Source organism: Anaeromyxobacter soli (assembly GCF_022808855.1).
Classification (GTDB): Bacteria; Myxococcota; Myxococcia; order Myxococcales; family Anaeromyxobacteraceae; genus Anaeromyxobacter; species Anaeromyxobacter soli.
This window is the reverse complement of sequence record NZ_JAKZLF010000030.1, coordinates 23,470-35,282: the sequence shown is the minus strand read 5'-3', so window position 1 is coordinate 35,282 and position 11,813 is coordinate 23,470. Positions and strand designations below refer to the sequence as shown.

Annotated in this window: 8 protein-coding genes; 5 read left to right on the top strand and 3 right to left on the bottom strand. The window is 76.2% G+C overall.

All coding sequences use genetic code 11. The features are described 5' to 3' along the window. The gene (locus MLV88_RS18225; RefSeq protein WP_242341565.1) at positions 1–414 is read right to left on the bottom strand and encodes an ExbD/TolR family protein; all 414 of its coding nucleotides are present in this window, start codon (positions 412–414) and stop codon (positions 1–3) included. Between the two features lie 3 nt (positions 415–417). Continuing rightward, positions 418–1,047 carry a MotA/TolQ/ExbB proton channel family protein gene (locus MLV88_RS18220; RefSeq protein WP_242341564.1) on the bottom strand — a complete coding sequence of 210 codons (630 nt, stop codon included), beginning with the start codon at positions 1,045–1,047 and terminating at the stop codon, positions 418–420. 238 nt (positions 1,048–1,285) lie between these two features. Between MLV88_RS18220 and MLV88_RS18215 the strand changes: the two genes are divergently transcribed. The 5 genes from MLV88_RS18215 to MLV88_RS24690 all read left to right on the top strand — a co-directional run bounded on the left by MLV88_RS18215 (position 1,286) and on the right by MLV88_RS24690 (position 10,578). Further along, entirely contained in the window at positions 1,286–1,435 is a 150-nt protein-coding gene (locus MLV88_RS18215) for a hypothetical protein (RefSeq protein ID WP_242341563.1), read from the top strand. Positions 1,436–1,520: 85 nt separating this feature from the next. Further along, positions 1,521–3,002 carry an NFACT RNA binding domain-containing protein gene (locus tag MLV88_RS18210; protein WP_242360940.1) on the top strand — a complete coding sequence of 494 codons (1,482 nt, stop codon included), beginning with the start codon at positions 1,521–1,523 and terminating at the stop codon, positions 3,000–3,002. A gap of 131 nt (positions 3,003–3,133) precedes the next feature. After that, positions 3,134–3,892 (top strand): hypothetical protein, encoded by a 759-nt coding sequence (locus tag MLV88_RS18205; RefSeq protein ID WP_242341492.1) that lies wholly within the window; start codon positions 3,134–3,136, stop codon positions 3,890–3,892. A gap of 99 nt (positions 3,893–3,991) precedes the next feature. Beyond that, positions 3,992–6,022: a BamA/OMP85 family outer membrane protein gene (locus MLV88_RS18200; RefSeq protein WP_242341493.1), complete on the top strand. Its 2,031-nt coding sequence runs from the start codon at positions 3,992–3,994 to the stop codon at positions 6,020–6,022. Next, on the top strand, positions 6,022–10,578 hold the full coding sequence (locus MLV88_RS24690; RefSeq protein WP_243338268.1) for a translocation/assembly module TamB domain-containing protein: 4,557 nt from the start codon (positions 6,022–6,024) through the stop codon (positions 10,576–10,578). The genes MLV88_RS18200 and MLV88_RS24690 overlap by 1 nt, the downstream gene beginning before the upstream one ends. Here the strand turns inward: MLV88_RS24690 and MLV88_RS18190 are convergent. Continuing rightward, complete coding sequence (locus tag MLV88_RS18190) at positions 10,572–11,777, bottom strand: hypothetical protein (RefSeq protein WP_243338267.1); 1,206 nt, start codon at positions 11,775–11,777, stop codon at positions 10,572–10,574. The two genes, MLV88_RS24690 and MLV88_RS18190, sit on opposite strands and share 7 nt — an antisense overlap. Between the last annotated feature and the right edge of the window lie 36 nt (positions 11,778–11,813).

The following is an 11,813-nucleotide window of genomic DNA, read 5'->3' as shown; positions in this document are numbered from 1 at the left end:
TCACCGCTCCCGCTCGACGTGGATGGCGAACCGCGTGACGCCGCCGTCGCGCACGAGGTCGATCGCGCGCACCACCGCGCCGTGCAGCGCGCCCTTGTCCGCCGAGATGATGGCGCGCGTGCCCGCGTCCTTGCGGACCGCCTCGCGCGTCCGCGCGACGACCTCCTGATCGTTCCGCTCGACCCCGTCCAGGAAGACCTTGCCGTCGCGCGTCAGCACGACGGTCAGGACGGTGCCGGTCGTCTCGCCGCCGTGGGCGGCCCGCGGCAGCTCGACCTCGATCGCCGCGCGGACGATGTACGTCGCCGTCACCATGAAGATGATGAGCAGGACGAGCACGACGTCGACGAGCGGCGTGACGTTGATGCCGCTGATGAGGTCGTCCTCGTCCTCGCCGCCGGAGAATCCGGCCATCGGTCACGCCTCCCTGACGGGGCGCGCCTCGAGGTGCGCGACCGCCGCGTGCCCGAGCGCCGTCGCGCGCTGCGCCGTGCGGCGGAGCCCGCGCTGGAACAGGTTGTAGGCGACCACCGCGGGGAGCGCCACGAACAGCCCGACCGCGGTGGCGACGAGCGCCTCGCTGATCCCTGCCATCACGGTGCCCGCGCCGGCCGCCCCCGGGTTGCGCGAGAGATCGACGAACGCCCGGATGATGCCGAGCACGGTGCCGAACAGGCCGATGAAGGGGGCGTTGTTGCCGAGGGTGCCGAGGAAGGCGAGCCGCCGCTCGTACTCGATGCGGGCCCGCTCGATCGTCCCCGACACGACCTCGCGGACGGCCTCGGGCCCCTTCGCGGCGTGCGTCACCGCGGCGCGCACCACGTCCGCCTCCATCCCGCGGCGTCCCGCCACGGCGGCGGCGGCGCCCGCGAGGTCCCCATCGAGGAGGCGCGCCTGCAGCGCGTCCACGTCGATCGCCCGGCGGGAGAGGAAGAAGGCGAGGCGCTCGATCATGATCCCGACCGAAGCGATCGAGAGGCCGATGAGGAGCCACAGCACCCACTCGGCGCCGAGGTTCGTGAACGCGAGGAGCTTCGTCTGGAGCATGGCTTCCCCTCTCTAAAACACCTGCGGGACGTAACGATCCGCACGTCGCGAAGTCAAGGCACGCAGGCGCGCGGGCGCGGCGCGCTCCGATCACCTTTCGTGAACCCATACGCGCCGCTTCACGGACCGCGAGACGATCTCTCGGACGATCGCGCCGCGCCTCCGCGCGTCGCGCGGGTGAAATTCGCGAGACGCTTGCTTGACGTGTGTGATCTCGGCGCGCTAACCTCCGCGCAACTTGTCCATTCTTGAATGTCCAGCGACAAGCGACATCGGATGGACGTTCCGAGGAGGGAACACGATGCCTGCGAAGAAGACGACGAAGAAGCCCGCCGCGAAGAAGACGACGACGAAGAAGAAGGCGGCGAAGAAGACCGCCAAGAAGTAGCGACGGCGCGCTTCATCGCGCAGCGCCGCGGCCGCCTCCGGGCGGCCGCTGCTTTTTTGGGGCCTTCGTCGTTAGGATCCGCGGCATGTCGCTTCACGCCGGAGAGATCGACGCGGTGGTCCGCGAGCTCGCCCCGCTCGCCGGAGCGCGCGTCGACGCGGTGCGGGTGCACGCCGAGCGGGCGCTGACCCTCGAGCTGTACGGCCGCTCCGGCCCTGCGCTGCTCCTCCTCTCCGCCGAGCCGGACGTCACGCGCCTCCACGCCGTGCGCGCACGCCCGCCGCAGCCGCCCTCGCCGTTCCCCTTCCAGGCCGTCCTGCGCCGCGAGATCGAGGGCGCGCGCCTCGTCGGCCTCGAGTCCTTGCCGGGCGATCGCGTGGTGGCCCTCGCTTTCGAGACGCCTCGCGGCGCGCTCCGCCTCGTCGGCGAGCTGACCGGGCGGCACGGGAACCTCTTCCTGCTCGGCGCCGACGGGATCATCCAGGCGAGCGCGGGGCGAAACCTCTCCCAGCGGCGCAAGCTCGTCCCGGGCGAGCCTTACGAGCCTCCCGCGAACCCGCCCGCCCGCCCGGAGCGGCCGCGCTTCACGCCCGACCTCGCCTCTCCCTTCCCGCTCTCGGCGGCGATCGAGGCGCACTACGCCACCCTCGAGCAGGACCGGATCGTCGCCGAGGCCCGCCGCCGGCTGCGCGAGCCGGTCCGCGCCGGGGTCGCCCGCGCAGGGCGCGCCCTCGCGAAGCTCGCGGAGGAGGCGGCGCGCGTCCCCGCCGCGGAGGCGGACCGGCGGATGGCGGACCTCCTGAAGCCGAACCTGCGCGCGGTGAAGCGGGGCGCGCGGGAGGTGACCGTCACCGAGTGGACGGAGGAGGGGCCGCGCGAGGTCCAGGTGGCGCTCGACCCGGCGCTCACGCCGCAGGCCAACCTGGAGCGGTACTACCGCCGCTACCGCCGGATCGTGGAGAGCGCCGCGCGGGTGGCGGCGCGCACGGCCGAGGTGCGCGGCCGCGAGGCGGCGCTCCGCGCGCTCCTCGGCGAGATCGACGGGGCGCCGCTCGAGGAGCTTTCGCGCCTCGAGCGCGAGGCGCGCCGGCTGGGGGCGGGCCCGCGGCCGCAGCAGCCCGCGCGCTCCCGGAGCGCCGCGGAGCGCGCGCGCGCCCGCGAGGAGGCGGTCCCCTATCGCGCGTTCCGCTCCGCGAGCGGCGCCGCGATCCTCGTCGGCCGCGGCGCGGCCGAGAACGACCGGCTCACGCTCCGCGTCGCGCGCGGCAACGACCTCTGGCTGCACGCGCGCGGGATCCCCGGCGCGCACGTCGTGGTGCGGCTGGAGAAGGGCCGCGGGCCGGACCAGGACACGCTCCTCGACGCCGCGAACCTCGCCGTGCACTTCTCCGATGCCCGCGGCGAGCCGCAGGCCGACGTGGCCTACACGCGCGCGAAGTTCGTCCGCAAGCAGAAGGGCGCCGCCCCGGGCGCGGTCACCTACAGCCAGGAAAAGGTCCTCCTGCTCCGGAGCGAGCCGCAGCGCGTCGAGCGGCTGCTCGCGGAGGAAGAGGGGACGGAGGGCTGAGTCTTCGGGGTTCAGGGCGCCCGCACCGGCCGAGGCCCTGCCCGTCCGCCCGCACGACACCCGTGAGCCGCGCCGGTCGTGGGGGCGGCCCTTGATGGCGGGAGCCCCCCTCCGTAGGATCGGGCCCGCCCGTGCCCCGTCCCCCGCAGGCCAACCGACAGCTCGAGCTCTTCGACGCGCGCCGTGCGACGCGCGAGGCCAAGCTCTCCGCCGCGAGCCGGCTCGCCGACTCGCTCGCCGACATCCTGGCCGAGCGCGTGCGCCTCACCGTGCACGACAACCGCTCGACCATGGTGTCGTTCCGGCGCGGCCCGGCGGGGCTGCACTACCGCGTCCACCACATGTTCCTCGAGGCCCCCGGGGACGTCGTCCGGGCCCTCGCCGCGTTCGCGGGCCCCGCGCGCGGCGCCGCGGCCCGCCGGCGCGAGGCCGGCTCCCGCATCGACGCCTTCGTCCGGCACAACCGCGCGCGCATCGCCGTCCCGCGCGCCGATCGGCTGCAGCCGCGCGGTCGCGCCCATGATCTCCAGGCGATCTACGAGCGGCTCAACGGGGCCCACTTCGCCGGCGCCATCGAGGCGCGCATCGGATGGGGGCCGGTCCGCGGCGGGCGACGGCGCCGCACCGTGAAGACCGGGGTGTACGTGCAGGACGCGCGCATCATCCGCATCCACCCGACGCTGGACCGCCCCGAGGTGCCCGAGTTCTACGTGGCGATGGTGGTGTTCCACGAGATGCTCCACCAGGCGGTGCCGGCGCGGGAGGTGAACGGGCGCCGCGTCGTCCACGGCGCGGAGTTCCGCCGGCGCGAGCGCGCGTACCCGGACTTCACGCGGGCGAAGGCGTGGGAGGAGCGCAACCTCGGGTTGCTCCTCTCCGCGCCCGGGTAGGCGCGCAGTCACCGAGCGGCAACCCCCATCGGGCGCGCCGCCAGGCGCCCGAAACATGCCGGCGGTGCCCGCCGGGGTGGGCCATAATCCCGGGGCCTTATGGTGCGCCGCGCCGCCCCCGCGCTCGTCGTCCTCGTTGCGCTCCTCGCGCTCGGCGCGTCCGGCTGCCTTCGCGGTCGCGGCACCGCCAGCGAGCCCATCGTCACGAAGGTCGAGCTCACGGGCGTGAAGGCGCTCGACGCCGCGGACATCAAGGCGAAGCTCGCGACGCAGGAGCCGGCCGCGCCGCCGGGCGTCACCGGGCTCGTCGCGCGCCAGGGCTTCCGCCTCGATCCCGACGCGCTCGCGGTCGACCGGCGCCGGATCGAGGCCTACTACCGCGAGCGCGGCTACTACGAGGCGCGCGTCGAGGAGGTGAAGGTCCTGCCCGACGGGCGGGGCCGGGTGCGGGTGGAGCTGCGGATCTCGGAGGGGAAGCCGGTGCACGTCACCGAGGTCCGGGTCACCGGCCTCGACGACGCGCCCGACGCCCGCAAGCGGCTCGAGAAGCTGCCGCTCGAGGTGGGCGAGGTCTTCCGCGTGTCCGACTACGACCGGACGAAGGGGGCCATCACCTCGGCGCTCCGCACCACCGGCTGGGCGAACGCGGAGGTGAAGCAGTCCGCGCAGGTGCTCCCGCTCGAGGGGACCGCGCAGGTCACCTACGAGGTCACGCCGGGGCGACGCTTCCGCTTCGGGCCGATCTTCGTCGCGGGCACCGCCGCCGTCTCGCGCGACCTCATCCGCGAGCAGGCCTCCATCGACGTGACCGCGGGCGACTGGTTCGACGACTCGAAGCTGCCCAAGGCGCAGGCGCGCGTGTTCGACCTCGGCGTGTTCGCCGGCGTGCGGGTGACGCGCGGCACGCCGAACGTGGAGCGGGGGATCATCCCGGTGGTGGTCGCCGTGCGCGAGGCGCCGTTCCGCACCATCCGCGCGGGGCCGGGGCTCGGCATCGAGGCGACGCGCTGGGAGGCTCGCGCGAACGCGGGGTGGCAACACCGGAACTTCCTCGGCGACCTGCGCAAGGTCGGGGTCGAGCTGCGCGCCGGCTACGCCTGGCTGCCGACCCCGTGGGCGCGGCAGCGCGAGGGGATCGTCGGCCAGCTCGGGCTCGAGTACCAGCAGCCCGCCGCAATCGCGCGCCGCATCGACGTGTCGAGCCGGGTGGAGCTCGAGCGCGGGCTCGAGGCCGCCTACGCCTTCTGGTCGGAGCGCGTCCAGCTCGGCCTTCCCGTCCGCATCGCGCCGCGCTGGACGTTCGTGCCCTCTTACAACCTGGAGGTGTACCAGCTCTCCCGCGAGCGCCAGGCCGTCGTGACGCCGACGCCGGGGCTGCCGGACGTGGAGACCCGGCCGCTCCTCGTCGGCTGCCCGAGCAGCGTCTGCCTGCTCTCCTACCTGGAGCAGCGGTTCGCCTGGGACGGCCGGAACGACCCGGTGAACACGCGGCGGGGCTACTACGTCGGGCTCTCGGTGCAGGAGGGCTTCCGGATCGTGAACATCGGCTACCGCTACCTGCGCCTCCTCCCGGAGGTGCGCGGGTTCTGGCCGCTGTCGCGGTCGCTCGTGCTCGGCGCGCGGGCGCGGGTCGGCGCGCTCGTCCCCCTCGCCGAGCCCGGCACGCCGCCCATCGTCGCGCGCTTCTACGCGGGCGGGCCGATCTCCATGCGCGGCTACTACACGCGCCGGATGTCGCCCATGGTGCAAGACAACAACAAGGACTGGGTGCCGATCGGCGGGAACGGGCTCGTCGACGGCTCGATCGAGCTGCGCTACGCGATCTCGGGTAGCTGGGGCGGGACGGTCTTCGTGGACGGCGCGAACGTGGCGGCGCCGAGCGCGAGCCGCACCGAGTGGCGCACCGTCCTCGATCCGCGCGACGTGCAGCTCGCCGCGGGCGCCGGGCTGCGCTACGGGACGCAGCTCGGCCCGATCGGGGTGGACGTGGGCATGCGGCTGCCGACGGACTTCTCCGCCGGCGTGCCGTTCAACCACCGCTTCCCGGCGGTCCCCTCGAACCCGAGCGCGCCGAGGGAGCACCGGGAGCCCATCGTCGCGGTGCACATCACCATCGGCGAGGCGTTCTAGTGCGCGCGCTCGCCGCCGCGCTCCGCCTCGCGGGCATCGTCCTCCTCGGCCTCGCGGCGCTCGTCGGGGTGCTCCTCTCCGCGGTCACCCTGTTCGCGACCTCTTCCTTCGGCCGCCCCATCGTCGCGCGGCTGGTGATCGGGCTCGTGGACGACGCGCTCGCCGGGAAGTTCGAGCTCGCGGCCCTCGTCGTGCGGGCGGACGGCGCGGTCGAGATCCGTGGCCTGCGCGTCGTCGATCCCGACGGGCACCTCGTGCTCGCCGTGGACCGGGCGCGCGTCGCCATCGACGTGACCCAGCTCCGCCGCGGCAGCGTGGGCCTCGCGGTCGCGCTCGAAGGGCCCACCGTGCTCCTCGAGGAGGAGGAGGGCGGGGGCCTCTCGCTCGCGCGCGCGTTCGCGTCGGCCCACCCGTCCCCGCCGCGCCCGGCACAGCCGCCGCAGGAGCCCGCTCCCGGCGGCGGCGGCCTGACGGTGCGCGTGACGTCGCTCGCCATCCGCGGCGGCGACGTGTGGTGGGTGGACGCGGACGGCGCGACGCGCCTCGAGGGTCGCGACCTCGACCTCGACGCTCGCGGGACGTGGGGCCCCACCGACGCCGACCTCGAGCTGCGCCTGCGCGGCGTGCAGGACCTGCCGATCGCCGCGCCGATCTCGCTCGACGTGGTGGCGGAGAAGCGGGGGAACCGCGTCCGGACGCGGCTCCTGCAGGCGAACCTGGGCGGTACGGCGGTCTCGCTCGTGGGGGACGTGGACGTCGCCACGCTCGCCGGGCGTGTCGCCATCACCCGGCTCGACGTCGCCCGCGACCAGGCGCGGGCGCTCCTGCCGCAGGTGGGCGGCGGCGCGGATCTCGCCGCCACGGTCTACGCCGAGTCGGACGGGGCGCGCCTCACCGCCGCCGCGCACGTCGAGCCCGGCGCCGACGCCGGCGGGCCCGCGGCGCCGCCCGGGCCGGGGCGCGGCGACGCCGCGGTCGCGCTGCGCCTCGCCGGTCCGCGCGCGCTCGGCTTCGTCGTCGCCGTCGACCGGCTCGATCCCTCCGGCCTCCACGCGGCGGCGCCCGCCGGCGAGGTGACGCTCTCCGGGCGCGGCGCGCTCTCGGGCAGCGGGCTCGAGGACCTCCGGGGGGACGCGGTCGTCTCCATCGCCCGCTCGCGGCTCCGTTCGGGCGAGCTCGGGCCGGGCGAGCTCGTCGCGCGGGCCGAGGGCGGCGCGTACGACGTGCGCCGGCTCACGCTGCGCGCCCCCGGGCTCGCGCTCGACGGCGGGCTGCGCTGGCGCCCCGGCGGCGCGGTCTCCGGGAAGCTCACGGCGGACGCCGCCGATCTCGGCCGCGCGATGCGGAACCTCGGCGCGCTCCTCGGAGCGAAGCTCCCCGCGCTCTCCGGCAGGGCGCGGGTGGAGGCGGCGCTCACGGGGACCGAGCGATCCCCGGTGCTGCGCGCGACGGGCGACGCCCCGGCGCTGCGCCTCGGCGAGCTCGCGCTCCGCGGCGTGCGGCTCGAGGCGGACGCCGCCGGGCCCCTCCGGCGCCCGGTGGTGCACCTCGCCGGGACCGCCGCGGCGGTGCGCTCGGGGAGCGACGACGTCGCGCGCGGCGTGGTGCTGAGCGCGCGGCTCGAGAAGGACGAGGCGGTCGTGTCGGCGACCGCGTCGCTGCCGGCCGTCGGCGACCAGCCGCTCGCGGTCGAGGCCCGCGGCACGCTCGGCCCGCGCCGGGACCGCGTCCTCGTCTCGCGCCTCGCGCTCGCGTACCCGGGCGCCCGCTGGGAGCTCACGCAGCCGGCGACGGTCCGGTTCGCGGGGCCCGCGGTGGACCGGCTGGAGCTCGTCTCCGGCGAGCAGCGCGTCGCCGTCGAGGGAGGGCTCGGCGCGCGCGGGACGCTCGACGCGCGCGCGGACCTCGTCCGCGTCGACCTGACGCGCCTCCCGCCCGGCGTCATCCCGCGCGGCCTCGGCGTCGCCGGGAGCCTCACCGCCGGGGCGCGGGCGACCGGCACCACCCGCCGGCCCCTGCTCGACACCCGCTTCGAGCTCTCGGGCGGCGCGGTGCGCGGCCTCGCTGGCCTCGACGCCACGGGCACCGCGAGCTGGGACGGGAAGGGGCGACGGGCCGCCGTCTCGGTCGCGGTGCAGCGGGCGGGCGGCGGCGCCGTGGACGTCACCGCGGACCTGCCGTTGCCCCTCGACCGCTCGCCGGCGGCGCGGCTCTCGGCGCGGGTGCGGGTGGAGGCGCTCCCGGTCGCCCCCGTGCTCGCGGCCGCGGGCGCCGCCTCGTCCCTCGAGGGGATCGCCGCGCTGGACGTGACGGTGGAGGGGACGGCCGGCGCGCCCCATCTCACCGCCCAGGGGTCGCTCGAGGGCGGGTCGTACGGCGACATCGGCCCGTTCGCGATCTCGCTCACGCTCGAGGACCCGGGGGAGCGGGCCGCGCTCCATGCCAGCGCGACCTACGGCGGGGCCCCGGCGCTCGCCCTCGACGCGGCCGCCCCGCTCGATCTCTGGGAGCTCGTCGCCCGTCCCGCCGACGCGGTCGCCGCCCTTCGCAGGGCGCCCGTGGAGGTGAGCGCCGTCGTCCCGAGCTTCGACGTCGCGGCGCTCGCCGGGGTGCTCGGCCTCCCCGAGGAGCTCCAGGGCACGCTCGACGCGCGGGCGACCCTCACGGGCACCGCCAGCGCGCCGCGCGGGAACGTGACCGTCGGGCTCGCGCACGCGGTGCTCGCGGGCTACCGCGAGGTGGGCGCGACCGTCGGGGTCGCGCTCGACGCGGCGCGGGTCGGCGTCACGGGCCAGGTCACGCTCGGCTCAGACGCGCTGCTCCGGCTCGACGGATCCCTCGCGGCCCCCCTCGAGCGGCTCCTCGCCGCCGAGCGGCTGCGGAGCACGCCGCTCACGCTCGACGCGGTCGTCCCGCGCGTGCAGCTCGCCCGGGCGGCGGGCGCGGACGTGCCGCTCGCGGGCGTCGTCGAGGGGCGCGTGTCGGCGGGAGGGACGCTCGCGGCGCCGGTGGTGCGAATCGATCTCGGCGGGAGCGGGATCGCGGTGGACGGGCGGCCGCTCGGCGAGGTCTCCGTGCGCGCCACCCACGAGCGGGCCCGCACCGAGGCGCACGTCGCGCTCCGCGCGGCGGCGGGCGGGACGATGGAGGCGAGCGGCGTGCTCGAGGCGCCGCTCGGGCTCGGCGCCGGCGGGCCACCCCTGCGCTCGGCGCCGCTCGACGCGCGGGTCGTCTCGACGGGGCTCGACCTGGGAGTCCTGCCCGCGCTCCTGCCGGGCGTCGTGCGCAGCGCCTCCGGGAAGCTCACCGCCGACGTCACGGCGCGAGGCCCGCTCGGCCGGCCGCGACCGCGCGGCAAGGTCCTCCTCGCCGACGGGAAGCTCGCGATCGCCGAGTACGGGGAGTGGACCGGCGTCCTGCTCGACCTCGAGGTGAACGACGACGCGCTCGAGCTGCGCCGGCTCTCCGCGCAGCGGGGCCGCGGACGGCTCGAGGTCTCGGGGTTCGCGCACGACCTCGCGTCGGCGAGCTCTCCGGTCGAGGCGCACCTCCGGGCCGAGACGCTCGCCGTCACGCGGGACGGGCAGGAGCTCGCGAACCTCGACCTCCGCGCCGACGCGACCGGGACCTACACGGCGGACGCGCTGCGGCTCGAGGTGAAGGTCCCGGGCGGCACCGTCCGCCTCCCGTCGCGGACCCCGCGCACGCTCCAGCCGCTCGAGCAGCGCGACGACATCGTCGTCGGCCGGCGCGCCATCCGCGAGCGCCGCAAGCGCGCCGAGGCCGCGGCGGAGGTCGCAGCCGGGGCCCCGGCCGCGCCGCGGGCGAAGCCCTTCACGCTCGCGGTGCACGTCGTCGCGCCCGGCCAGCTGTTCGTGAAGAGCGACAGCCCGCTCGAGAACGTCGAGCTGAAGGCGGACGTGCGCTACGAGCTCGCCGGCGCGGGCTCCTACGCCTCGGGGGAGGTCTCCGTCGTGCGCGGGTTCGTGGAGCCGATCGGCGGCCGCCACTTCGACATCACGCGCGGCCGGGTCCAGTTCACCGGCGGTCCGCCCGCCGCGGCGATGCTCGACGTCGAGGCGACCTACGACAACCCCGAGGCGGTCGTGACCGTGGCCGTCGCCGGCCCGCTGAGCGAGCCCGAGATCCGGCTCTCCTCGAAGCCGCCGATGGACGAGGGGCAGATCGCGATGCTCATCGCGACCGGCCGCACCGAGATCAAGCGCGGCTCGGGAGAGGTCGGCGCGCTCACCGGCGAGGAGGCCGGCAAGGCCGCCCTCGGCGCCGTCGCCACCCAGGCGTTCAAGAACCTGGTCGCCCAGAAGCTGCCCCTCGACACCGTCGCCCTCGACTCCGGCGCGCTGCGCGCCGGGAAGTACGTCACCGACAAGGTCTACATCGGCTACGTGCGGCGGTTCGACGCGAACGTCGAGCGCGGCGAGAACGAGAACGAGATGCGGGTCGAGTACCGCATCACGCCGCGCTGGACGGCGGAGGGGCGCTACGGCACGTCCGGATCGGGCGGCGCGAGCCTCGTCTGGTCGAAGGACTACTGACAGCGTTGCTCGCTACCCCGCGCGCCGGCTCTGCGCGTCCGGAGCGTGGAGGCGCCGCGCGCCTCGCGCCACAGCGCGCGGGCGACGAGCGCGGCGAGCACGAGCCAGAGCAGGGTGCGGACCACCGCGGTGGGGTGGAACAGGTGGTCGCGGAACCAAGGCTCCCAGCGCCGGGCCCGGACCTCGAACGCCACGTGGAAGTCCCAGATCGACGCTGCCGTGAGCGCCGCGAACAGCGTCGCGGGCGCGGCGGCGAGCGCGCCGGCGAGGAAGCCGTAGAGCGCGTACTGCGGGCTCCACACCTTGTTCGTCGCGATCCACACGACGAGCGCGAGCGCCGTCGCGAGCCGGGCGGCCCGCGGCGCGTCCCCGCCCCGGCGCGCTGCGAGGAAGGTCGCCGCGGCGCCGGCGAGCGCGGCGAGCGCGAGCGGCCCCGCGGACAGCGCCTCGAGGAGCGGCCCGCGCGGGATGGCGAGGGCGTCCCAGATGGAGTTCTCCGCGCCTCGCCCGGCGTTGAACCGGAAGAACCAGCTCCACCGCTCCGGCGCCGCGAGCGCGAAGGGGAGGTTCACGGCGAGGACGACGCCGGCGAGCGCCGCCGCGTAGCGGAGGAGCGCGCGCAGGCGCGGGCCGGGCCTCGACGCCAGCGCGGCGAGGGCGGGCGGGACGAGCGCCGCCGGGAAGAGCTTCGCCGAGACGCCGAGCGCCGCCAGCGCGCCGCTCCCGGCGACGCGACCGCGCTCCTCCGCGAGGAGCGCGAGGGCGAGGAGCGCGATGGGGAGGAGATCCCAGTTGAGCCCGGCGTAGTAGACGAGCGCCGGGGTCGCGCCGAGCCACCACGGGCGCGCGCCGGGGAGCCGCGCGAGCGCGAGGAGCGTCACGGCGAGGCAGGCCGCGAGGAAGAGGTAGGTGACGGTGAAGTGACCGAGCGCGCCGCCGGGGACGTACGACGGCAGCCAGAGCGCGAGCCCCAGCAGGACCGGGTACTCGATCCGATCCTCGAGGTAGGGCAGCGGGTGCGCGCCCCCGAGGTAGCGATCCCCGTGCAGCGCGATGACGTCGGAGTAGCAGTGGTGCTGGAACGACCAGAACCGGTACCCCGCCCCGGCGTGCGCAGCGCCGCGCGCGACGTTGAGGTAGCCGGCCGCGAGCCACAGGGCCGCCAGCGCGGCGGTGACGGCGAGGGAGCGGCGATCCACGGCGAGGGAATAGCACGCCGACCGGCGGCCGGTCGC

Coding starts and splice junctions, on each gene's coding strand:
- MLV88_RS18210 (WP_242360940.1), top strand. CDS start 1,521: ATGTCGCTTCACGCCGGAGAGATCGACGCGGTGGTCCGCGAGCTCGCC.
- MLV88_RS18220 (WP_242341564.1), bottom strand. CDS start 1,047: ATGCTCCAGACGAAGCTCCTCGCGTTCACGAACCTCGGCGCCGAGTGG.
- MLV88_RS18200 (WP_242341493.1), top strand. CDS start 3,992: ATGGTGCGCCGCGCCGCCCCCGCGCTCGTCGTCCTCGTTGCGCTCCTC.
- MLV88_RS18225 (WP_242341565.1), bottom strand. CDS start 414: ATGGCCGGATTCTCCGGCGGCGAGGACGAGGACGACCTCATCAGCGGC.